Origin of the sequence: Corynebacterium sp. ACRQP (genome assembly GCF_022345915.1) — a bacterium.
GTDB lineage: Bacteria > Actinomycetota > Actinomycetes > Mycobacteriales > Mycobacteriaceae > Corynebacterium > Corynebacterium lehmanniae.
The window spans coordinates 20,947-42,907 of sequence record NZ_JAKRMZ010000016.1; the positions used below are offsets into that span (position 1 = coordinate 20,947).

Sequence of the window (21,961 nt, forward strand, 5' to 3'; positions counted from 1 at the left end):
CATGTCTAGCCGTGTAACCATTCTTCGCGACGCACCAGAGGGTGCCTCCCACGAAGTCGATGTCAACGACATCTTCTTCTCGGTCACCGACGCGAAGGGTGTGATGACCCATGTCAACGACGTGTTCATCAAGTACGCCCAGTACGACGCGGACGAGATGATCGGCAAGCCCCACAACCTCATCCGCAACGATGAGATGCCGGGCGGCGCCTTCAAGCTCATGTGGGACACCATCGAGGACGGTCGCCCCTTCGCCGCGTACGTGCGCAACAGCGCCAAGAGCGGTTCGGCGTACGACGTGCTCGCCACCGTGACCCCGCTGCCCAACGGCGGCTACCTGTCTGTGCGTACCCGTCCGATGACGGAGCGCTTCGAGGCGGCAGGCAAGCTGTACCAGGAGGCGAACCTGGTCGAGCACGAGGCCGAGGCCAATGGTGTGGGCCGCCGCGAGCGCGCCGTCAAGGGCGCGGAGAAGATTGGCGAGCTGCTGCCGGATTACGACGCGTTCATCCGCGCCGCGCTGCCGGCCGAGGTGCAGGCGCTTGAGGACGCCGGATTCACCCTGCCGGAGGGCTCCGGCGACGTCTATGACGCGGCCCGCGCGCTGTACGGCGAGCTGGACCAGTTCATGAACGTCCAGACCGCCATCCAGGACGCCGCCGACGAGCTGCGCAAGGCGTCCGCCACCCTGGTGGAGGAAAACGCCGTCACCAACAACGTGAAGGCGGAGATGGAAAACGTGGTCACCGAGGGTGCTTCGCGCACCCTGCTACTCGCACCGCTGCAGGTGTGGGCGACCATGCGTGGCATCATCGACGAAAACGCCGCCACGCTGGAAGAGGTGGCCGAGGAGCTCTACGCCAAGACCGCGAACGCGCGCATGGCGATCGCCCTGGCCCGTCTGCACACCGCGCAGACCGCGCAGTTCTCCACCGAGGCCGGCGCGGATGAGTCCATGCGTTTGCTTGTGGACGCGCTCGAGGTCGACGTTCGCGAGATGGACGACGCGGTGTTCCTGCACTCGTCCTTCCGTCGCCGCGTGGAGCTGAAGGTCAACTCCATTTCCGAGCTGACCAAGATCCCGCTGGAGATGATCCGCCGCTGGTCCCAGAACACCAACGAGTCCACCATGGGCGCCGAAGTGATGCCGCTGGTGGAGCAGGTCAACAAGGCTATGGAGGCAGCGGATAATTCCATCGCCCAACTGCAGCAGGCTTCCGAGAAGCTCGCGCAGGCGCCGTCCACCGACGAGGTGCGCGCCGCCCTGGAGCGCCTCAGCTCGGCTGTTCAGTAACACTTTTTCGCGCGAGCCGCGCGGGTGGCGCCCTTCCGGCGCCACCCGCGCGGCTTTCCTTTGTCCTCGACCACGCCGGCGCGGGGGCACGCAAGGTCATGCTGGTCATTCTGGGGTTTTCCATGGCGGCGCACAAGCAGTTGGGTCTCGCGCGGGATCGACTACGATCTAGGCCTGTGAATACTCCGCAAGCCCGCCCAGTCCTTGTCCTCGATTTCGGCGCGCAGTACGCGCAGCTGATCGCCCGCCGTGTGCGCGAGGCGAACGTGTTCTCCGAGGTGGTTCCCTCCACCATCACCGCCGCAGAAGTCCGCGAGAAAAACCCGCAGGCCCTGATCCTCTCCGGCGGCCCGTCGTCGGTCTACGAAGAGGGCGCGCCGCAGCTCGACCAAGAGATCTTCGAGCTGGGTCTGCCAATCTTCGGCATCTGCTACGGCTTCCAGATCATGACCCGCGCGCTCGGCGGCGAGGTGGCCAAGACCGGTGCGCGCGAGTACGGCCGCACGCAGATGCGTGTCGACGGCGGCGTGCTCCACGCAGGCCTCGAGCCCGAGCACGCCGTGTGGATGTCCCACGGCGACTCCGTGACGCAGGCACCGGAAGGCTTCGAGGTCACCGCCTCCACTCCGGGCGCGCCCGTGGCCGCGTTCGAGGACACCTCCCGCAAGCTCGCCGGCGTGCAGTACCACCCGGAGGTCATGCACTCCCCGCACGGCCAGGAGGTGCTCACCCGCTTCCTCACCGAGATTGCTGGCCTGGAGCAGAACTGGACCGCCTCCAACATCGCCGAGCAGCTCATCGCGGACGTGCGCGAACAGGTCGGCGAGGGCCGTGCGATCTGCGCCCTGTCCGGCGGCGTGGACTCCGCCGTCGCGGGGGCACTCGTGCAGCGCGCCATCGGCGACCGGCTGACCTGCGTGTTCGTGGACCACGGCCTGCTGCGCCAGGGTGAGCGCGAGCAGGTGGAGACCGACTTCGTGGCCGCCACCGGCGCGAAGCTGGTCACCGTGGACGAGCGCAAGGCGTTTTTGGACAAGCTCGCCGGCGTGACCGAGCCGGAGGCGAAGCGCAAGGCCATCGGCGCGGAGTTCATACGCTCCTTCGAGCGCGCCGTAGCCGGCGTGCTGGAGGGACAGCAGGTGGACTATCTGGTCCAGGGCACACTGTACCCGGACGTGGTGGAGTCCGGCGGCGGCACCGGCACCGCCAACATCAAGAGCCACCACAACGTCGGCGGCCTGCCGGACGATGTGGAGTTCGAGCTCGTCGAGCCGCTGCGCCTGCTGTTCAAGGACGAGGTCCGCGCCGTCGGCCGCGAGCTGGGCCTTCCCGAGGTGATTGTGAACCGCCAGCCGTTCCCGGGCCCGGGCCTGGGCATCCGCATCATCGGCGAGGTCACCGAGGAGCGCCTGGAGACGCTACGCGCCGCCGACGCCATCGCCCGCGAGGAGCTGACCAAGGCCGGTATGGACGATGAGATCTGGCAGTGCCCGGTCGTGCTGCTCGCGGACGTGCGCTCCGTGGGCGTGCAGGGAGACGGCCGCACCTACGGCCACCCGATCGTGCTGCGCCCGGTCGCCTCCGAGGACGCGATGACCGCGGACTGGGTGCGCATCCCGTACGAGACCCTGGAGGTCATCTCCACCCGCATCACCAACGAGGTCGCCGACATCAACCGCGTGGTGCTGGACGTGACCTCCAAGCCGCCGGCCACCATCGAGTGGGAGTAAGTCCCGGACTCACTCCTCGTAGTACGCGGACACGGACCCGATACGCTCTGTCACGTTGATCGTGAGTAGCGCGCTGTCCTTGTCCGCGTTTTGCGTTTCTTCGGGGCAGGCGGTCTCGCCGATGGTGACTTGACAGTTCACGTCGACGGGGACGTTGTTGGGCAGGATCACGTCCACCTTGCCGATGGTGTTGCTGACTTCGACGGTTTTCGGCTCGCGCAGCGGCTCGAGCTCGGAGAGGTCAAGGTAGGTCTCGCCGACGAAGCCGTTGACGCCCGGTTGGTCTGGCAGGGTGTCGACGTCGTACACGGTGATGTGCGCGCTGCCGAAGCGCCCGTAGTCGCCGTCGCGAACGTCGCTGTAAAACGCAAGCGCCACGAGAGAGGCCGCTGAGAGACCCAAGGCGACCGGGATCCAGAACCAGTTGCGTTTTTTGGACTGCTGCGGCGCCGGTTCGCTCGGCTCCGGCAGGTGCCACAGCTCCGGCGCCGCGCCGAGCGGGTCCCAGGCGGGCGGGCGCTGGCCGGGGTGTTCGTGTCCTTCGGGCACCGTCAGGTGAGAGGTGTCCACAGCGGGGCGGTTGCTTGTCCGTGCCTCCTCCGGCTCGCCCACCAGCAACCCAGCCGGCGGCTCGGGCTGGCGCTGGTGCAGGAAGTACCAGCCGGCGGCGAAGAGGATGAACGTGACCAGCACCGCCCGCAGATCGCCTGCGACGGAAATGGACGGTAAAAACAGGAACAGCCCGAGCAGCAGCCACCAGCCGGTGTCGCGATCCTTCATCTCCGCTGCGGTCAGCTGCTCTTTCGGAGTGATGATCGCGGCCCACGGGCTGCGGGTCAGCCCGAAGCGGGGCATGTTGATCCAGCACAGCAGGTAGAGGAAGATGCCGCCGCCGAACGCGAGCGAGAGCGCGACGAAAACTACGCGGACAAACGTGGGGTCGATGTGGAAGCGGGCGCCGATGCCTTCGCAGACGCCGCCGATGACGGCCTTGCCGCCCTGGTTCTCCGGGATGCGGGGCGGGCGGGTCTCCCACATCTGCGTGAGTGTGTTGTTCTCCATGGCTCTATCCTCCCGCGGGAGCGCGGGCCGCGGTATCGGGAACGACCCTGATTTTTCGTTTCAGGGTTTTCCCCGATGTGCCCGAAGGCGTGCCCGTGCAACGATGGGGGTTATGTCTGCGTTGTATCCCCGGCTGACCCGGAACAGCTCCCGCCGCGTTGTGGCCGGCGTGGCCTCCGGTGTGGCCGACCACCTGGGGGTGGAGGACAAATGGGTGCGCCTGTTCTTCGTCGCGGCCAGCTTCGCGGGCGGGTTCGGCGCGCTGCTCTACGCCGGTTTGTGGATGTTTACGCCGCTGGACGACTGTGGGGCGCAGCGCCAGCGCCCGGGGACGATGGATCTCGCGCTGGTGGTGCTCGGGTTCGCAGGGGCGCTTATTGCGCTGCAGCTGTCCTCGGGCGCGGGCGCCACGGTGGTGTTCGTGCTCGGCGTGCTCATCGTCGGCGCGGTGATTGCGCTGCAGGCCTACGACCGCGGTACGGGGTCGTGGGGCAACATCGCCGCGCTGACCTTGGGTGCGCTGCTGGTCATGGCCGGGGTGCTGGCAGTGGCGTTTGTGGGCGAAAGCGCCGGGGTTGGCGGCGTGGTGGTCTCTGTGCTGGTCACGGTCGTGGGCGTGGCGGTGCTGGTTGTGCCGCTGATAGCCAAGCTGGCCAATTCGCTCGTCGCGGAGCGGGAGGCGAAGGCGGTGGCGGACCAGCGCGCGGAGATTGCCTCGCGGCTGCACGATTCGGTGCTGCAGACCCTCGCGCTGATTCAGAAGCAGGCAGGCGATGCGGATGAGGTCGCCCGCCTCGCGCGCGCCCAGGAGCGCGAGCTGCGGGCCTGGCTTTTCGACGACACCGTGCCCAACCACACCACCACCTTTGCCGCCCTGCAGAAAGCGGCCGGCGAGGTGGAGGACGCCTTCCGCGTGGTCATCCAACCGGTCACGGTGGGCGAGGATGTCGCCTTCGACGAGCGCACCGAAGCGGTCGTGCTGGCCGCGAGGGAGGCAATGGTCAACGCCGCCAAGCACGCCGGTGTGGACACCATCGACGTTTACGCGGAGCATCTCGCGGGCAGGCTCGAGGTGTTTGTGCGCGACCGCGGTTCCGGCTTCGACCCGGACGCCGTCCCGGCCGATCGGCACGGTTTGCGCGACTCCATCGTGGGCCGCGTTCGGCGGGTTGGGGGAGAGGTGCACGTGGTGTCGTCGATAGGCAATGGCTCAGAGGTAGAGATAGCGTTAGAGCTATGACGAGCGTGTTCTTGGTGGACGATCACTCCGTGTTCCGTGCCGGGGTCAAGGCTGAGCTGGCGGACGCGGTTGACATCGTTGGTGAGGCCGGCACGGTCGCTGAGGCGGTGCGTGGGATCGAGCGCACGCGCCCGGACGTGGTGCTTTTAGACGTGCACATGCCCGACGGCGGCGGACTGGCCGTGCTCAAGCGAGCGCCGGGCCCGGCGTACCTGGCGCTGAGTGTTTCCGATGCCGCCGAGGACGTCATCGCCTTGATCCGTGCTGGCGCGCGTGGGTACGTAACCAAGAACATCGCAGGCGCCGAGCTTGCTGAGGCGATCGAGCGGGTGCGCGACGGGGACGCGTATTTCTCGCCGCGGCTGGCCGGGTTCGTGCTCGACGCCTTCGCCTCGGGGCCGGTGGTGGAAGAGGACGACCCGGCGGTGGATTCGCTGACCCGCCGTGAACTCGAGGTGCTGCGGCTGCTCGCGCGCGGCTACACGTACAAGGAGATCGCCGAGCGGTTGTTCATCTCTGTGAAGACGGTGGAGACGCACGCGTCGAACATTTTGCGCAAGACGCAGACCTCCAACCGCCACCAGCTCACCAGGTGGGCGGTGGCGCGGGACTTAGGCTAGAGCACGCCCGCCTGGGTGAGCAGCGAACGTGCCGTCTTGTCGGTCTCCTGCAGCATCAGCGGGTCGGTGCCGGGCATGGGGGAGATGGTGGTGTCCGCCCACTGCTTGCCGGTGGGGATGCCCACGATGTGCAGGCGCGGATCCAGCTCGCCGTCGGGGTGGACGGTGCGGCGGGTGCCATCGTCGGTCTCCGGGGAGGCGGTTTCCACACCACCCGGTGCGAACGGGCGCACGCGGCTGGCCTCGCGCAGCGACGCGGTGAGCGCATCGGGGGAGGTGCGGATGTCGGGGCCGGGCAGGAAGGCGTCGGCAAGCGCGGCGGCGCGCACCGTGCGACCGTGGCTAACCGCTGCGTACTCGCCGTCGGCGACCTCCACCACGGGGGTGGGGCCTAAGAAGGTGACCAGGCCGGCGTCGAAAAGCGCGAGCAGCTCGCGGGTGCGGAACAGCGGCGGGCCGGAGCCGACCATCTGGCCGAACGCCATGTACTGTGACAGTGCCGCCTCGCGCGGGCCGCGGCCGTTCTGGGTGGCGATCGCGCTGGGCTTGCGGCCCGCGGAGATCGCCCACAGGCCGGCCTTAAGCGGGGAGTCCCAGGCGGACACGGCCTCGGCGATGTCCACCTCCATGCCCTCGGCGACGCGGCGGTTCAGCTCCTCCAGGTCAAGCTCCTCGGTTCCGGCGAGCGGGTCCACCCACGCGGCCATGTCGAACGGTGCGGTGCTCATCCCGTCGAGCGCTTCGGTCAGCGCATTCGCGACCGGCAGGATGTTGTCCGGGGAAGCGACAGCGGAAAGGTCGGCGGCGTCGATGGCCGCCAAGATCTCCTCGAGCGGCACGCTGAGCGCTTCTGGACGCACACGGGCAAGCACGCGGTAGTACTCGGCGTAGGCGTCGCGGGCCAGCGCCGGCCACAGCTCGCGGCCGAAGGACACCGGCGCCTCGGAGGCGTCGATGGCGGCGCGCAGGCGCGACAGGTCGGCCTTCGGCGGCAGGGAGTGGTACTCGGATTTGGGCAGGTAGGGGTAGCCGCGCCCGGAGGTGACCACGAAGTGCGGCTCCTTGCCGGTGGCCTCGTAGCGCAGGCCGGAGCGGGCTGCAGGATCCTCGACGAAGCGGCCGCCCCGGTTGATGGTGGCCAGCGCCATGAGATCGAAAAAGCCCATTCCCATGCCGCGCACCACAACGCGCTCTCCGGCCGGAAGCAGCGAAACGTCCTGCTCCACCGGGTTGCCCGGCGGGATGTAGGTCAGGCCCGAGTCGGCGAACTCCTGCTGCGCGGGCGTGGGGGCGGGCAGCACCCAGCCGGAGGCGATGACGGTGGCGTCGGCGTGGACGACCGTGCCGTCGGCAAGCGTGATGGCGTCATGGGCGCCCTCGGCCGCAAGCGACACCGCGCGGGAGTGGTGCTCGACCACCTCGACCGTGTCCGGCAGCTGCGCGAGCGCGACCTTCCAGGTCCAGCGCAGGTACTCGCCGTACAGCGCGCGCGAGGGGTTGGATTCCGGGCGGGTGGCGCGCAGCTCCTCGTTGTAGTGGTCGGGGAGGGAGGTACCGGAGGCGTCGATAAGCGGGTGGCTTTTCTCGCCGCGAAGTGCCTGGATCCACTCGTACATGGTGGGGCCTTCGAGCACGGGGGCGGAGATGGTCGCGCCGGGTTCGGTGAACAGGGTGACCGCGCCGGCGAGGGTGTTCATGCACAGCGTGCGGGTTTGGTCGGTTTCCCAGATGCGGCCGGCGCCGAGTTGGGCGTCGTCGATGATGTGCAGGGTGAGCGTCTCGCTGCGGTCGCCCAGGTAGGCGGCGATGCGTTCGGTGATGGAGATGCCGCGGGGTCCTGCTCCGACGATTGCGATGGATGCTGCCACGGTGAAAAACCTCCACGATTTCTGTGAACTATTGATCGTATGTAGACTGCCTAGTCTATTGCTGAAGAACCAGATTGTCTAACGGTGGTAATGTGCACTGCGCAACCGAAGAAAGAGGGCGATAACGTGCCTAAAACAAAGGTAGCCGCGACGCTTGCGCTCGGCGCGGCAGCCAGCCTGCTCGCCGGATGCGCGGCGGCGGCAGGCGGCGATGACGGTGACGTGCTCACCTACCTGGAGTCCAACTGGTTTAACAGCCTGTACCCGCCGGCCGCCGGGTTCTACCCCAACGGCGGCGTGGTCAATCAGTTGACGGACCGGCTGCTCTACCAGGACCCGGAGACGCTGGAGCTTGAGCCCTGGATTGCCACGGACCTGCCGGAGATCAACGAAGATGCCACGGTGTTCACCTTCGACATCCGCACGGATGTGACCTACTCCGACGGCACGCCCATGACCGCGCAGAACATCGTGGACAACTTCGACCTGTTCGGCCTGGGCGACAAGGACCGGCTCCTCAACGTCTCGGAGCAAATCTCCAACTACGAGCGCGGCGAGGTCGTCGACGAGGACACAGTGCGCTTTTACTTCTCCGCGCCCTCGCCCGGCTTCGCGCAGGCGACGTCCACCTACAACGCGGGGCTGTTGGCCGATTCCTCGCTCAAGCTGCGCAACGAGGACTTCGGCCCCGGCAACGCGGAAAACGTCATCGGCTCCGGCCCGTTCGTGGTGGACAGCGAGACCCTGGGCACCGACCTGGTGCTCAAAGCCCGCGAGGACTACGACTGGGCGCCGCCGTCGCTTGAGCACCAGGGGCGCGCGCGTATCGACGGCATCCACTACACCCTGGCCGCGGAAGAGGCCATGCGCTCCGGCGCGCTGCTGTCCGGCCAGGCCGACGTCGCGCGCACGGTCTCCCCGCCGGTGGAGCGCCACCTGAAGGACCAGGGCGTGCAGGTGGTCGCCGCCACCGCCAACGGCATGAACAACCAGCTGGCGCTGCGTTTCAACCACCCGCTTTTGCAGGACATCCGCGTGCGCCAGGCGATCATCCACGGGGTCAACCGCGAGGAGATCATCCGCATCCTGCTGTCGGATTCCTACCCGCTGGCCACCTCGTCCATGACGTCGAAGGCCCTGGGCTATGCGGAGCAGCCGGACGCGTACACCTTTGACCCGGATCAATCGCGCAAGCTTCTCGACGATGCCGGCTGGACCCCCGGACCGGACGGCATCCGCGAAAAGGACGGACAACGCTTGAGCTTGTGGGTCAACCACGCCCTGCCGCAGCCGCGCTCGAAGGAGATCGTCACCATGATCCAGTCCGACCTGCGCGAGCTGGGCATCGAACTCAACATGGTCGCCGGCGACCGCGCAACGCAAAACGCGGCGCAAAAGGACATCAACCGCGTCCAGCTCATGCACACCATGGTGGGCCGCGCTGACTACGACGTGATCGAGTCCTTCCTTTCCGTGGACCGCCGCGATTCGCTTCTGAACAACGCCGGCGACGGCGAACCCATCGACACCGAGCTGCAGGCACTTCTGGACAAGGTGGTCTCCACCCCGGACGACGCCGGCCGCGCCGCCGCCTCCAAGGCGGTGCAGGACCACCTGACCGAAAACGCGTACACCCTGCCGCTGTTTGAGGAGCCGCAGGTGTACGCGGTTGCCCCGCACGTGAAGGGCTTTGACACCGAGGCGGTGGCGCGCCCGAGCTTCTACTCGGTGTACTTCGACCGCGAGGAGGACAAGTAGATGGGCAAGTACGTTCTCAAGCGCATCGGCCAGGCGCTCATCGTGCTCCTTTTGGCCTACACCCTGGCGTTTTTCCTGCTGTCCGCGCTGCCTTCCGACGGCGTGGCCGCCCGCTACGCGGACCCGGCCCTGGGCCTGTCCCAGGCGGAAATCGAGCAGATCCGCGAGCAGATGGGCGTGGACAAGCCGCTGATCCAGCAGTACTTCGCCACCCTGGGCGGGCTGTTCACCGGCGATCTGGGCTACTCGGTGGCATCCGGCACGCCCGTGTTCGACTTGATCACGGACGCCGCGCCGCACACGTTCGCGCTCGCCGCGACGTCCGTGGGCTTAGCCATCGTGGTGGCGCTGGCCACCGCGTGCGTGGCCGCCCTGCCCGGCGCAGGCGCGCTGCGCAGCGCCGTGCGCGCCCTGCCGTCGTTCATGGTCTCGCTGCCGGGCTTCTGGATCGCCATTTTGCTGCTGCAGTTCTTCTCCTTCCGCCTGGGCTGGGTCAACGTGGTTGACCCGACCCCGCTGGAGGGGCTGATCCTGCCCACGCTCACCCTCGCCGTACCCATGGCCGCGCCGCTGATGCAGGTGCTGATCCGTTCCATCGACGAGGTCCGCGCCCAGCCGTTCGTGCAGGTCGTGCGCGCCCGCGGCGCGAGCGAGGCCCGCATCTTCTGGCGCGACGTGCTGCGCAACTCGCTTCTGCCTGCGATCACCATGGCCGGCCTGCTGTTCGGCGAGCTGGTCGGCGGCGCCGTGGTCACCGAGACCGTCTTCGGCCGCGCCGGGCTGGGCTCGCTGACCGTCAATGCCGTGTCCAGCCGCGACATGCCTGTGCTGCTGGGCGTGGTGCTCATCGCGGCCACCGCGTACGTGGTGATCAACCTGATTGTGGACCTGCTCTACCCGGTGCTGGACGTGCGCCTGCGCGACCAGGCCGCGGCGCAGACCGCGACCACCCCGGCGGCCCGTGATGAGCAGACCGCCGCACACACCTCGGCTACGACCGCAAAGGAGGCCGTCCGATGAGCACGACCAACCTGGTGCACAACCAGCGTGCGCCGCAGAAGGACCACCGGCCGCGCAAGGCCCGCAAGCACCGCCGCTGGAGCTCCCCGGCGACCATCCTGTCGCTGATCGTGCTGGCCATCGCCGCGCTGTGGGCGATCGTGCCGGGCATCTTCGCGCCGCACGACCCGTACAACGGCGTCGACGTGGCACTGCTCGCCCCTAACGGCGAGTACATCTTCGGCACCGACGCGGTGGGCCGCGACCTGTTCTCGCGCGTGGTTTACGGCGCGCGCCAGTCGCTGCTGGGTGCGGTGATCGCCGTGGCCGTCGGCCTGGTGCTGGGCACCCTGATCGGCCTGATCGCCGGTACGCAGCGCGGCTGGGTGGACACGGTGCTGATGCGCCTGGTGGATGTGCTGCTGGCCATCCCCGGCATCCTGCTGTCGCTGTCCATCATCATCGTCACCGGCTTCGGCTCCCTGCAGGCTGCGTTCGCCGTCGGCATGACGTCGGTGGCCACGTTCGCGCGCCTGGCGCGCTCGCAGGTGATCCAGATTGCGGGCGCGGACTTCATCGAGGCCGCCTACGGCTCCGGCGCCACCCAGGCCCAGGTGCTATTCCGCCACGTGCTGCCGAACTCGCTGACCCCGGTGTTGGCGCTGGCCGCGCTGCAGTTCGGCACCGCCATCTTGCAGCTGTCCATCCTGGGCTTCCTCGGCTACGGCGCGCCGCCGCCGACCCCGGAGTGGGGCCTGCTCATCGCGGAAGGCCGCGACTTCATGGCAACCGCTTGGTGGCTGATCCTGCTGCCCGGCCTGGCCATCGTGGCCACCGTGATGTCTGCCAACCACCTGTCCCAGGTGATCCAACAGGAAGGTGATGCGAAGTGACCACGCCTCTGCTTGATGTCAGCGGCCTGACCGTCGCGTACGGCGACGCGGACCCGGTGGTGCGCGACATCTCGTTTTCCGTCGAGGCCGGGAACATGACCGCCATCGTGGGCGAGTCCGGCTCCGGCAAAACCACCTCCGCGATGGCGGCGCTGGACCTGCTGGGACCTTCCGGCAACGTGCTCTCCGGCAGCATCCGTTTCAAGGGCGAGGAGCTGTCTGGCCTGTCCAACGCCGAGTGGCGGAAGTTACGCGGCACGAGGATCGGGTTGGTGCCGCAGGACCCGAACAACTCGCTCAACCCGTTGAAGACCATCGGCGCCTCGGTGGAGGACGGGTTGGCAATTCATGGGGTCGGTGATGGGGCGGAGCGCCGTCGTAAAGCAATTGCCCTGCTGGAACGCGTGGGCATCGACGACCCGGAGCGCCGCTACAACCAGTACCCGCACGAGCTGTCCGGCGGCATGAAGCAGCGCGTGCTCATCGCGGCCGCCGTGGCGCTCGAGCCCGAGGTGCTGATTGCGGACGAGCCGACGTCCGCGCTCGACGTGACGGTGCAGAAGACCATCCTGGACCTGTTGGATGAAATGCGCGCTGAGCTGGGCCTTGGCATCATCTTCATCACCCACGACCTCGCCGTCGCGGGCGACCGGGCGGACGACGTGGTGATCATGGAGCGCGGCCGCGTGGTCGAGCACGGACCGGTGAGCCAGGTGCTGACTAGCCCGCAGCAGGACTACTCGAAGCGCCTGCTGGCCAACGTGCCTTCGCTTGCGGTCGCAGATGCCTATCGACGTCCTCCGGTCACCCCCGACACCCTCCTTTCCGTCAGCGGGCTGACCAAGCGCTACGGGGATTTCACGGCGGTCGAGGACGTTTCCTTCGACGTGGCGCGCGGCTCCACCCACGCCCTGGTCGGCGGCTCCGGCTCCGGCAAGACCACCACCGGGCGCGCGATTTCCATGTTCAACCAGCCCACCGCGGGAAGCATCACCCTAGACGGCACGGAGCTGACGGGGCTCACACCAAAGCAACAGCGAGCCCTTCGCAGCCGGGTACAGATGGTGTACCAGAACCCGTACTCCTCGCTGGACCCGAAGATGCGCGTCGGCGAGATCGTCGCCGAGACGCTGCGCAACCTCGCCGGTGCCTCGAAGCGTGAGGCGCTCACACGCGCCGACGAGTTCTTGGCGCGCGTGGCGCTGGACCCGGCGAAGTTCGCCTCCCGCACCCCGGCGCAACTGTCCGGCGGGCAGCGCCAGCGCGTGGCCATCGCCCGTGCGCTCATCGTGGAGCCGGAGCTGGTGGTGCTTGACGAGGCGGTCTCCGCGCTCGACGTGACCGTGCAGGCCCAGATCCTCGAGCTTTTGGAGGACCTGCAGCGCGAGCTCGGCCTGACCTACGTGTTCATTTCCCACGACCTGGCGGTGGTGCGCCAGATTTCGGATACCGTGAGCGTGTTCAGCCGCGGCCGCCAGGTGGAATACGGGGCGACCAACGACGTGTTTGCACACCCGAAGCACGATGTCACCCGCGAGCTCATCAACGCCATTCCCGGCACCGTGTTCCGCGCCCGACAGTTAGGAGAGTTTGTTGTCTAACCGCACCGACATTATTGACGCCCTCGCCGAGACCCAGGCCCAGCTCGCCGAGCTGCGCCGCCGCCGTCCCGAGGCCGTGGACAACGCACAGCGCAGCTTCGAGGCGCTGTTCGAGCCGACCGACGACGCGCTGATTCAGGCGCTGCCGGTTGCCACCCGCTACGCCGTCGCCGCGTTCATCGCCGGTGTTTCCGGCGCGAAGCGTGCCGGGGCGTTCTACACCGACCTGCTTGCGGACGAGGACGAGTCGCTCGTCGCCGTGGTCGATGATGCCGTGCGCGAAGGTGTGTCCGCCGGCCCCTACGTCGGCGGCGACTTCGTGACCTTCGGCGAGGGGGCTTTGGCCGCCGCGTTCGACTTCGCCCACCTGCTCACCTTCCACCCCAAGGACGCATCCCCCGCGGCGATCGGGCACCTGCAGGAGGCGGGCTACAACGAAAACGCGATTGTCTCGCTCGGCCAGCTCATCGCCTTTGTGGCGTTCCAGCTGCGTGTCGTGCACGGCGTGCGTGTGCTGGCGGGGGCCGGCGAGGTGCCGGAGGGCGTCGATAGGCGAGCAGGCTCTGAGGACCCCGGTTGGGCGCCCGCGGAGGCCACCCTGCAGCCCGAGGTGGTCGCGCCTGAGAAGTTTGTCGCGCACCCGCTGGGCTGGAAGCCGTGGGTGGCGCCGCTGGAAAAGGCTGAACTGACCGACGCGCACGTCGACGCGCTGATCAAGCCCGAGCGCGCCGACATGGAGTACTTCCGTCTGCTCGCGCGCGACCCGCAGGCGCTCAAGGCCCGCACGCTGACGGACCTGGACATCTTCTACAACACCGAAGGCGGGCTGGGCCGCGCCGAGCGCGAACTCGCCGCCACCGTGGCCTCGCGCCTCAACGGCTGCGAGTACTGCGCCTCGGTGCACCAGGGCCGTTCCAAGGAGGAAGGCGGCGACGCGGAGGCCATTGACACGCTTCTCGACGAAGGCGTCACCGCCGACCTCTCATCCGATCTGTGGAATGCCATCCGCGACGCCGCAGTGGCGCTGACCCGCACCCCCTACGAGTTCGGCGTGCCACACGTGGACGCGCTGCGGGCCGCTGGCCTGGACGATCTGGCGGTGCTGGACGTGGTGAACTCGTCCGCGTTCTTCAACTGGGCGAACCGGCTCATGCTCACGCTCGGCGAGCCGGACGTGCCGAAGCGCTACCGCTAGCTGGTTTTGCTGGCTAGCGCCAGACCAGGTCGTTGTTGCTGTTGGGGCCTGCCGGCGGTTCCGGCTGGCGCGCGTAGGTGAAGAACCAGACGAAGAAGAACGCGGCGAAGCTGATCAGGGTGCCGCGCAGGTCTCCCGCTTCACCGGCCGCGGGCAGGAACACAATCAGGCCGATAAGTAGCCACCACCCGGGCTTGCGTTCCTCGATCTCGTGTGGGGTGAGCTCGCTTTTCGGCGTGATGATCGCCTTGGCCGGGGTGATGTTCATGCCCACGCGCGGCATGAACATCCAGCACAGCAGGTAGGCGAAGATGCCGCCGCCGAAGACCAGGCTGAGGATGACAAACGCGATGCGCACGGCCACCGGGTCGACCTTGTAGCGCTCGCCGATGCCGACGCAGACACCGGCGATGACGGCGCGTCCGCCCTCGTCCTTCGGGATGCGGTGCGGGCGCGTGTCCCACATGTGTTGAAGCGAGTTTGAAGATCCTTGAGCCATGTGCGCCATTATCCGTATCTCCGCCGGACTTCGCAGCCGGGGTTTTGGTGCGGCGGGGCTGGGGCGGGGCTGTCTTGCTGTGGCGATTGCGCCGTGCCACCCACAGACCCCCAGTGACAGACCCCGAGTATGCGCCGATTTCGGCTTTAATAGGGCTTTGCTACTAGGGGTCTGTGCGAAGGTGCTCCTGCGGAGCTCGAAAGCTACTAGAAAGCTACTCGAAAGGGAATGTTTCTAGGTTGAGCTGCGAAAACTCGTCTACTAGAAAGCCTTTCGAGTAGAATTCCTCGCGTGAACCCCGAAAGAAACTATCGAGATGATCCGAGCCTCCTCCTGCGTCTGCCGGAAGATCAATGGTTCGAGCGAAAGTCTTTCCGTATCAAGCCGAAAGATCTCGCCAAAACCATCGTCGGCATGGCTAATGCGGAGGGCGGCATTATTGCTGTCGGAATTACTGACCGGGAGTTCGATGGGGTGCCGACGCCTAAACAGGACAATGATTTGAGACAAACATCGCTCGACCACACGGATCCAACCGTGCGTGTTCGGATCGAGCCGTTTGATGTCGGCGACGGTGCGCAGGTTTACCTGTTTCATGTGGACCCGAGTGAGCGTGTGCATTATTTGCGGTCGGGGGACTGTTTCCTGCGTGTCGGCGACGAATCTCGGTTGCTGAATGCAGACGGCATTCTCGAACTGCGTTACACCAAGGGCGAGCAGCAGTTCGATGCGACGGTACCGCCCCGTGTCGATATGGGTGATATCGATATGAAGGCAGTTGGTGAATATGCCAACGCTATTGGTTCCTCATCCGCTGAAGACGCTCTCAGGGCAAGAAATCTCATCGACCGCGAAGGCAGGCCCCGTACAGCAGCACTCTTACTTTTTGGTAAAGACCCGCAAGAGTTCTTTCCTAATGCGCATGTCCGAGTTCTTCGGTTCGGTGAGGATGAACGGCTCGCGGGCCACCAGCAGCAGCTTTTGGCCGATGAACGGTTCGGGGGCCCGTTGCCGCAGCAAATTCGGGCAGCTCAGCAGGTGATTGAGGGAATGCTGCCTCAAGTTCGGAGACTGGGGGCTTCGGGTTTGTTCGAGGATGAAAACCTTATCCCGCACGACGTTTGGCTTGAGGGGTTGGTGAATGCTGTCATTCACCGGTCGTACAGCATGGCTGGCGACCATGTGCGGTTTGAGATCTATCCATCTCGCATCGAAGTTTCGAGTCCGGGACGCTTTCCCGGGTTGGTGGACCCCACACGGCCCGAATCTATTGCCCGTTTTGCACGCAATCCCCTCATTGCTCGCGTGACGGCGGAGCTTCGGATTGGCCAAGAACTCGGCGAGGGTATTCGCCGTATGTTCGCTGGCATGCGGCGAGTGGGTTTTGCGGACCCGATTTACCAGCAGACGAGCGGAAGTGTTCTGCTTACGTTGAAGGCGGTTCAGCGGCTTGATCCGAAGACCGCGGACTCCCTCCCGCCCCACGCTGGTAGCGTCCTGGCAGTCATGCAAGCGAAAGGCAGGCCAATGTCTACGGGGGAGGTTGCGGATGCTTTGGGTATTTCAAACCCCCCTGTCCGCCGCGCGTTGAAAGCGTTGCGGGAAGAGGGGCTTATTCAATGGCGCGGTAAAGGTCCGCGGGACCCTCGGGCAGTGTGGCTGCTGGAGGGGCCGTTGCGGTAGCTCGAAAGCTACTAGAAAGCTACTCGAAAGGGAATGTTTCTAGGTTGAGCTGCGAAAACTCGTCTACTAGAAAGTCTTTCGAGTAGATTCTTTCGAGTAGTTCTATGCGTACGCGAGGCGCCGCGACCCGTCCACATGCGGGTACAGCACCCACGCCGCCGCGGCCGCCAGCACGCCCGCAACCCACGCGCCCACCGCGGGCCAACCGGCCAGCGGCGCGAGCATGAGCAGCAGCCACCACAGCATCAGGGGGAGCACCATGCCTATCGACGGCACCCTGGCCACGTTCTTCTCCTCCGCGAACGCGCGGAGCTGTTTGCGGTAGGGGTGCAGCAGCGTGACGGCGACGGCGGCAACGACGCACAGGATCGCCACGACCGCTTTGATTTTCAGCGGCGCCTGTGAGGCCATCACACCGATGGATCCGCCCACGCCGAGCGACCCCAGCGCCCGCACGACGGTCGGGGTGGGGATCGGCGTGACGCGGTTGCGGACCTCTGCTGCGCTGATCGGGATCATGCTGGGCAGCTTAACCGGTCAGCTTCGTGGCGCGACTATGTGCTTGCGCGGGACAATATATACGCAAATATGTTCGACCAGGGGCGTTGCCTGTGTCGGCCCCGGGGTGCATACTGTCTGGCGTGAGTGGAACACCTATTCGAGCTGCGTCGGCAGCGGCGGCAAACCTGGCGGTTGTGGATGAACCGCCAGCTCAGCAGTCGCGCGCCGACCAGATCGCCGAGTTGCGCGCCCGCATGGCCGCTATCGGCGGGGAGGTTCCGCAGCAGGTCGTCGAGGACGCGGAGACCCTCGCGGTGGCGGGCGGGCTTTCGCTCGTGCTGCCGAACGGGGGCCTGCCGCGCCGGGCGGTCACGCACGTCAGCGACACCCCGGCGCTGATCGTGGAGCTGATCAGCCAGGTGGCCCAGGCCGGCGGGCGCGCAGGTGTGGTGGGCTGGCCGGAACTGTCCTACGCCGGCATCGGTACAGGCGACGACGCAGACGCGATGGAGCGTGTGGTGGCGGTGCCGGACGCGGGCCTCGACGACTTGAGCGTCGCGGGCGTGCTCGCCGAGGGGCTCGACCTGGTGGTGCTGCGCACCCGCAGCCCGTTCCAGCTCACCCCGGTGCGCGCACGCCCCCTGCTCGCCCGGATCCGCAAAGGCCAGGCCGCGCTGGTGTGCGTGAACGTGGAGGTGCCCTCGCCGGCGCTGACCGTCACGGGCCAGCTCGCGCAGTTCCACGGCATCGGCAGGGGTACAGGCCGCATCACCGGCATCGACTTCGACGTCCGCGCGCAGGCCAAGGGCTACCGTCCGGCGAGTGCGCGGGTGACGCTGGGCACCGGAGGCGTCGAGAAGCGAAGGCTCCGGGCCGTCACATGAGGGCCGCGGCGCTGTGGTTCCCGGACTGGCCGGTGCAGGCCGCGCGGCTGGAATCGGGCGATGAGCTGGCAGAACCGATCGCGATCGCAGCGCAGCACCGGATAAAGGTGTGCTCGCACGCCGCGCGCCAGGTGGGCATCCGCCGCGGGATGCGGGTGCGCAACGCGCAGGCGGTCGCGCCCGAGCTGACGGTGATAGAGGACAACCCGGACCGCGACGGGCGCATGTTCGCCTCGCTGGCCGCCAGCTTCGACGAGGTCGCCGCCAGTGTGGAGGTCTTACGCCCCGGGCTCGTGGTGGTGGATGTGGACGCCGCGGGCCGCTTCCACGGGGCCGAGGACAAAGCGCTCGAGATGCTTATCGACGCTGCCTCGCGCCGCGGCATCGACACCCAGGCAGGCGCCGCCGACGAGATCGCCACCGCGCTCATCGCCGCGCGCGCCTCCCAAGTGGTCCCGCCGGGTGGCTCGGCCGAATTCCTGGCCGCGCAGCCGCTGGGCGTGCTGGTGGCGGAAGAGTCGCTCGCCGCGGACATGGACACCGTCAAAGCGCTCGGCCAGCTGGGCATTTCCACCCTCGGGGAGCTGGCGAAACTGCCGCCGAACGCGGTGACCACCCGCTTCGGTACCAAAGGCATGCGCATCCACCGCATCGCCTCTGCCGCGCCGGACCGCCGCGTCGCCCCGGAGCTGCCGGTGGAGGACCTCGCCGTGGCGATCACGCCCGAGGACCCGATCGAGCGCGTGGACGCCGCCGCGTTCGCCGCCCGCGCCCTGGCCGCCAGCCTGCACGAACGGCTCAAAGACACCGGCCGCAACTGCCTGCGCCTGAAAGTTGTCGCCGAGCTTCACGACGGCACCCGCCTCGAACGCGTCTGGCGCACCCGCGAACCACTCACCGAAGCCGCCACCGCGGACCGCGTGCGCTGGCAGCTCGACGGCTGGCTGACCAACGGCGGCTCCGGCGCAATCACCAGCCTCATCCTCGAGCCGCTCGAATTCGCCGCGCCGGAACCAGTGGGGGAGCTGTGGTCCGACGGCGCGTCCACCGACACCGCGCGCCGGGTGGTCGAGCGCGTCCAGTCCCAACTCGGCATCGACGCCGTACTCCAACCGCGCCTTGTCGGCGGGCGCGGGGTGGCCGAGCGCGTGGCGATGGTGCCGTTCGGGGAGGAACCGGAGGACGTCGATAGGCAATCGTGGCCCGGGGCGATCCCACAACCCCTGCCCGCGCGCCTCGGCGGCGGCATCGACCACCCGGCCTCGCGCATCATGCTTATCGACGCCTCCGGTGCCCCCGTCATCGTCACCGCCGAAGCGATGCTGAGCAGCGAACCGTACGGGCTGGCCTGGGGCGAGAAGCGCTACCTGGTCACCGGGTGGGCGGGCCCGTGGCCCGTGGACGCGGACTGGTGGACGCAAACCGAGCTGCCCGCAGGCCGCGTCGCGCGCATGCAGGTCGTGGGCCGCGAAGGCGGAGAAGAAGGTGCCGTGACCGGCTGGCTTTTGGTGTGGAGTCGGCGCAGCTGGCGCGTCGAGGCTGTGTATTAGCTACTTCTGGACGATGTCCACAACAACGCGCTTCGGGTTCTCCAGCACCTGCACCGAGTACGGCAGCTCAGAGCGCAGGCCCACCACGATCTGGCTGCGGCCCTCGTACGTGCCGGCGCTGATCACGTCGATGACGTTGCCGGTGTCGCCCGCCATGGTGACCGGGACGTTGTTGTCTTTGCCCAGCTCAAAGGGGTAGACGGTGCCGTCGACGTTGATGTTGAGGAAGAAGTTGCCCGCCACCTGCAGTGGCTGGCCGACCGTCTCCTGCATCGGGGTGGAGGTGTAGTCCACGAACCAGCCCGGGTTGCCGTCGCCCTCCAGGTCCACCACCACGCGGTCGAAGCCCTCGTGCGCGCCGACACGCACGCCGACCACGGCCAGGCGCGACGGCACCGAGGGGCGCTGCGTCTTCGGCGCCGGGTCGGCCGTGCCCAGCGGCTGCGCCTGCGTAGTGGGGGAGGAAATGCTGCCCATCAGGGTATTTCCGGCACCGTCGCTGACGGCCCCGCAGGCGCCGCACGCGGCAGCGACCGCCACGCACGCGCCCGCGAACGCCGCGCGGGAAAGACCGGAAATTTTAAACACCCAGTCACCGTAGCCAGCGGACAGGTGAGATCAAAAAGGAAAAGAGCGAAATCGCAAAAGGTTATACAACCGTTATAACTTGGTGTGGTGTCTAAGAGGTGGTCTCGGAGGCAATTTTGCTCTCTTGGCTATGGTGGTGACATGCAACAACTGCCCTGCTCTGACGTAGAGGTTGAACCGCTGCCCGGGACCGCCAAGCCCGGCTCGGTGTACGTGCTTTTCGAGTGGCCGGAAGCCTGGCCCCGCGACGTCATGGGCGACGCCGCCCTCGGCGAGGAACTCACCGCCAAGCTCGCCCCGAAGTTGGAGGCGCACGACGCGACGCTGCTGCTCATCCGCCACCCAACGCGCGAGGGGCGCAACATCAGCGACCACCACCTCTACCTCGTCTTCGCCGACGAGGCCGTCACCGAGGTCAAGCACGTCGACAGCCCTGACGAGCTGCTGGAGCTGGACTTGTCCGGCCCGGGCCGCAACGGCGCGGAGCGCCGCGAGCGCCCGCTGCTGCTCATTTGCACCCACGCCAAGCGCGACCGCTGCTGCGCGGTAAAGGGCCGCCCCATGGTCAACGAGCTGCACGCGCGCCACCCGTTCGGCCCCGGCAACGACGTGGTGTGGGAGACCTCCCACATCAAGGGCCACCGCTTCGCGCCGACAATGCTGCTCATGCCGTGGGCCTACAGCTTCGGCCGCATGAACGTCGAGGCCACCGACGCCATGCTTACCGACGCATCCGAGGGCCTCTACTTCGTCCCCGGCAACCGCGGCCGCGGCACCCTCGGCCCCGTCGAGCAGGTCGCCGAGCTCGCCGTCGCCGCCGAGGTGCCCGGCGCACGCTACGGCCAGTTCGATGTCGCTGCGTCTGATGACGGCTCCGCTCTGGTCACCGACACCGCGTCCGGCCAGGTGTACGAGGTGCAGCTGGAGCAGCGTCCGGTGTCCGGTGTGGTCGACTCGTGCGGGAAGGCGCCGAAGGAGAGTACGGCCTGGGTCGCAGCGTCGGTGACCCTGCGGGGTTAGCTTCCTGCTTCCCGCGCCGCCACAGATCAGGTTTCGGGGGTGTCCTGGGCTGGTGCTGCGGATCGTCTAGCAGCGTCGACACCCTGCTAGACGGTCAGGCCGATACCGACAATGATGTTCAATATCATCTGGGGAAACTTGTCCGCGTTTGTCGGACCGTCTAGCAGTGTTTTCCCGGCTGCTAGACGATCTGTGTGAGGGGCGCTACATGTACTCGCCCAGGACCTCCGCCACGGAGCCGATGACGCGGTCCGTGGCGGTGCGCACCTCGGCAGGGAGTGGTGGAAGGCGTGGGAGACGTCCGCGATGGCGTGCATGGGCAGGTCGTTCCAGGAATCGCCGAATGTGTAGAGCTGGAGGGATTCGCGGGGGAGGCGGAGCTCGTCGAGAAGCTGCAGGATGCCTGAACCCTTAGAGCGCCCCGGGGCCATGAGATCGATGTAATCCTGGTTCTGCGCGACCTCGACCTCGCCGAGCGCGGACGCCCAGTCGACGACCTCCGCGCGCAGGCCCGCGTTACCCGGCACCCAGATGGGCACGACGGCGAAGCGGTGGTCGGGGATGTCCGCGGGGGACATCTGCTGGAAGTGCGCGGTGAAGGTGTGGGTGACGCCGGTGTTGTTGGCGAACACCCCGTCGACGCTGCCCAGGGTGGTGCCGAAAATGGCCAGGCCGTCGCGGGAACCGTATGCGTCAAGAGCTGCCTGCAGCACGGAACCCGCGACCTCGTGGCCGAAGATGAGCTCCCGGTTCTCCCCGTCCGTTGCGGAACCACCGTTGGACAGCACCTGGTAGTCAAAGCGTAATCCGCTGCCGCGCATCCCGTACGCCAGCGCAGTGCGGGAGCGGCCGGTGGCAGAAATGGCAAGATGCCCGGCTCTACGCCAGGCATCTATCGCGGCGATGTCCTCCTCGCGGAAACCGTGGGGAGGGTGGTGGAGAGTGCCATCGAAGTCGAACGCCGCTACCTTCATGG

19 protein-coding genes are annotated in these 21,961 nt (G+C 67.3%); 13 read left to right on the forward strand and 6 right to left on the reverse strand.

Annotated elements, in window-relative coordinates; translation table 11 throughout:
- The first annotated feature begins 1 nt into the window (after position 1).
- Together MHY23_RS07540 and guaA are read left to right on the forward strand one after the other, a co-directional pair.
- A complete protein-coding gene (locus tag MHY23_RS07540) occupies positions 2-1,294 on the forward strand; it encodes a PAS domain-containing protein (RefSeq protein WP_239307046.1) in 1,293 nt (430 codons plus the stop codon).
- Positions 1,295-1,416: 122 nt separating this feature from the next.
- Complete coding sequence (gene guaA, locus MHY23_RS07545) at positions 1,417-3,024, forward strand: glutamine-hydrolyzing GMP synthase (protein ID WP_239307078.1); 1,608 nt, start codon at positions 1,417-1,419, stop codon at positions 3,022-3,024.
- Between the two features lie 9 nt (positions 3,025-3,033).
- Here the strand turns inward: guaA and MHY23_RS07550 are convergent, their stop codons facing one another.
- Positions 3,034-4,086: a PspC domain-containing protein gene (locus MHY23_RS07550; RefSeq protein ID WP_239307047.1), complete on the reverse strand. Its 1,053-nt coding sequence runs from the start codon at positions 4,084-4,086 to the stop codon at positions 3,034-3,036.
- Positions 4,087-4,198: 112 nt separating this feature from the next.
- On the opposite strand from MHY23_RS07550, the gene MHY23_RS07555 reads away from it, so the two are divergent.
- Complete coding sequence (locus tag MHY23_RS07555; protein WP_239307048.1) at positions 4,199-5,326, forward strand: ATP-binding protein; 1,128 nt, start codon at positions 4,199-4,201, stop codon at positions 5,324-5,326.
- The gene (locus MHY23_RS07560) at positions 5,323-5,946 is read left to right on the forward strand and encodes a response regulator transcription factor (protein WP_239307049.1); all 624 of its coding nucleotides are present in this window, start codon (positions 5,323-5,325) and stop codon (positions 5,944-5,946) included. Before MHY23_RS07555 ends, MHY23_RS07560 begins: the two co-directional genes overlap by 4 nt.
- Here the strand turns inward: MHY23_RS07560 and MHY23_RS07565 are convergent.
- Entirely contained in the window at positions 5,943-7,814 is a 1,872-nt protein-coding gene (locus MHY23_RS07565) for an FAD/NAD(P)-binding protein (protein ID WP_239307050.1), read from the reverse strand. The two genes, MHY23_RS07560 and MHY23_RS07565, sit on opposite strands and share 4 nt — an antisense overlap.
- Positions 7,815-7,940: 126 nt before the next feature.
- Here MHY23_RS07565 and MHY23_RS07570 point away from each other — a divergent pair, with 126 nt between their 5' ends.
- The 5 genes from MHY23_RS07570 to MHY23_RS07590 are packed head-to-tail and all read left to right on the forward strand — an operon-like array spanning position 7,941 to position 14,260.
- Entirely contained in the window at positions 7,941-9,572 is a 1,632-nt protein-coding gene (locus MHY23_RS07570; RefSeq protein ID WP_239307051.1) for a TIGR04028 family ABC transporter substrate-binding protein, read from the forward strand.
- Positions 9,573-10,592 (forward strand): ABC transporter permease, encoded by a 1,020-nt coding sequence (locus tag MHY23_RS07575; protein WP_239307052.1) that lies wholly within the window; start codon positions 9,573-9,575, stop codon positions 10,590-10,592.
- A complete protein-coding gene (locus tag MHY23_RS07580; protein WP_239307053.1) occupies positions 10,589-11,464 on the forward strand; it encodes an ABC transporter permease in 876 nt (291 codons plus the stop codon). Before MHY23_RS07575 ends, MHY23_RS07580 begins: the two co-directional genes overlap by 4 nt.
- Entirely contained in the window at positions 11,461-13,065 is a 1,605-nt protein-coding gene (locus tag MHY23_RS07585; protein ID WP_239307054.1) for an ABC transporter ATP-binding protein, read from the forward strand. The genes MHY23_RS07580 and MHY23_RS07585 overlap by 4 nt, the downstream gene beginning before the upstream one ends.
- The gene (locus tag MHY23_RS07590; protein WP_239307055.1) at positions 13,058-14,260 is read left to right on the forward strand and encodes an alkylhydroperoxidase domain protein; all 1,203 of its coding nucleotides are present in this window, start codon (positions 13,058-13,060) and stop codon (positions 14,258-14,260) included. Before MHY23_RS07585 ends, MHY23_RS07590 begins: the two co-directional genes overlap by 8 nt.
- Positions 14,261-14,273: 13 nt before the next feature.
- On the opposite strand, the gene MHY23_RS07595 is transcribed toward MHY23_RS07590, so the two are convergent.
- A complete protein-coding gene (locus MHY23_RS07595; protein ID WP_181889866.1) occupies positions 14,274-14,726 on the reverse strand; it encodes a PspC domain-containing protein in 453 nt (150 codons plus the stop codon).
- 324 nt (positions 14,727-15,050) lie between these two features.
- On the opposite strand from MHY23_RS07595, the gene MHY23_RS07600 reads away from it, so the two are divergent.
- Positions 15,051-16,442 carry an RNA-binding domain-containing protein gene (locus MHY23_RS07600; RefSeq protein WP_239307056.1) on the forward strand — a complete coding sequence of 464 codons (1,392 nt, stop codon included), beginning with the start codon at positions 15,051-15,053 and terminating at the stop codon, positions 16,440-16,442.
- 102 nt (positions 16,443-16,544) lie between these two features.
- On the opposite strand, the gene MHY23_RS07605 is transcribed toward MHY23_RS07600, so the two are convergent.
- Complete coding sequence (locus MHY23_RS07605; RefSeq protein ID WP_239307057.1) at positions 16,545-16,961, reverse strand: hypothetical protein; 417 nt, start codon at positions 16,959-16,961, stop codon at positions 16,545-16,547.
- A gap of 176 nt (positions 16,962-17,137) precedes the next feature.
- Between MHY23_RS07605 and MHY23_RS07610 the strand changes: the two genes are divergently transcribed.
- Positions 17,138-17,827 (forward strand): hypothetical protein, encoded by a 690-nt coding sequence (locus MHY23_RS07610; protein ID WP_239307058.1) that lies wholly within the window; start codon positions 17,138-17,140, stop codon positions 17,825-17,827.
- Positions 17,824-19,377, forward strand: coding sequence for a DNA polymerase Y family protein (locus tag MHY23_RS07615; protein ID WP_239307059.1), 1,554 nt, complete (start codon positions 17,824-17,826; stop codon positions 19,375-19,377). Before MHY23_RS07610 ends, MHY23_RS07615 begins: the two co-directional genes overlap by 4 nt.
- Here the strand turns inward: MHY23_RS07615 and MHY23_RS07620 are convergent, their stop codons facing one another.
- Positions 19,378-19,965 carry a hypothetical protein gene (locus MHY23_RS07620; protein WP_202032267.1) on the reverse strand — a complete coding sequence of 196 codons (588 nt, stop codon included), beginning with the start codon at positions 19,963-19,965 and terminating at the stop codon, positions 19,378-19,380.
- Between the two features lie 141 nt (positions 19,966-20,106).
- Here MHY23_RS07620 and MHY23_RS07625 point away from each other — a divergent pair, with 141 nt between their 5' ends.
- Positions 20,107-20,985, forward strand: coding sequence for a sucrase ferredoxin (locus MHY23_RS07625; RefSeq protein ID WP_239307060.1), 879 nt, complete (start codon positions 20,107-20,109; stop codon positions 20,983-20,985).
- 86 nt (positions 20,986-21,071) lie between these two features.
- On the opposite strand, the gene MHY23_RS07630 is transcribed toward MHY23_RS07625, so the two are convergent.
- The gene (locus MHY23_RS07630; protein ID WP_239307061.1) at positions 21,072-21,959 is read right to left on the reverse strand and encodes an HAD hydrolase family protein; all 888 of its coding nucleotides are present in this window, start codon (positions 21,957-21,959) and stop codon (positions 21,072-21,074) included.
- Between the last annotated feature and the right edge of the window lie 2 nt (positions 21,960-21,961).

Bases quoted from the DNA above. Each gene is read 5' to 3' on its own strand.
- MHY23_RS07540 (WP_239307046.1), top strand. From the start codon at position 2: ATGTCTAGCCGTGTAACCATTCTTCGCGACGCACCAGAGGGTGCCTCC.
- guaA (WP_239307078.1), top strand. From the start codon at position 1,417: ATGGCGGCGCACAAGCAGTTGGGTCTCGCGCGGGATCGACTACGATCT.
- MHY23_RS07550 (WP_239307047.1), bottom strand. From the start codon at position 4,086: ATGGAGAACAACACACTCACGCAGATGTGGGAGACCCGCCCGCCCCGC.
- MHY23_RS07555 (WP_239307048.1), top strand. From the start codon at position 4,199: ATGTCTGCGTTGTATCCCCGGCTGACCCGGAACAGCTCCCGCCGCGTT.
- MHY23_RS07560 (WP_239307049.1), top strand. From the start codon at position 5,323: ATGACGAGCGTGTTCTTGGTGGACGATCACTCCGTGTTCCGTGCCGGG.
- MHY23_RS07575 (WP_239307052.1), top strand. From the start codon at position 9,573: ATGGGCAAGTACGTTCTCAAGCGCATCGGCCAGGCGCTCATCGTGCTC.
- MHY23_RS07580 (WP_239307053.1), top strand. From the start codon at position 10,589: ATGAGCACGACCAACCTGGTGCACAACCAGCGTGCGCCGCAGAAGGAC.
- MHY23_RS07595 (WP_181889866.1), bottom strand. From the start codon at position 14,726: ATGTGGGACACGCGCCCGCACCGCATCCCGAAGGACGAGGGCGGACGC.
- MHY23_RS07605 (WP_239307057.1), bottom strand. From the start codon at position 16,961: ATGATCCCGATCAGCGCAGCAGAGGTCCGCAACCGCGTCACGCCGATC.
- MHY23_RS07615 (WP_239307059.1), top strand. From the start codon at position 17,824: ATGAGGGCCGCGGCGCTGTGGTTCCCGGACTGGCCGGTGCAGGCCGCG.
- MHY23_RS07625 (WP_239307060.1), top strand. From the start codon at position 20,107: ATGCAACAACTGCCCTGCTCTGACGTAGAGGTTGAACCGCTGCCCGGG.
- MHY23_RS07630 (WP_239307061.1), bottom strand. From the start codon at position 21,959: ATGAAGGTAGCGGCGTTCGACTTCGATGGCACTCTCCACCACCCTCCC.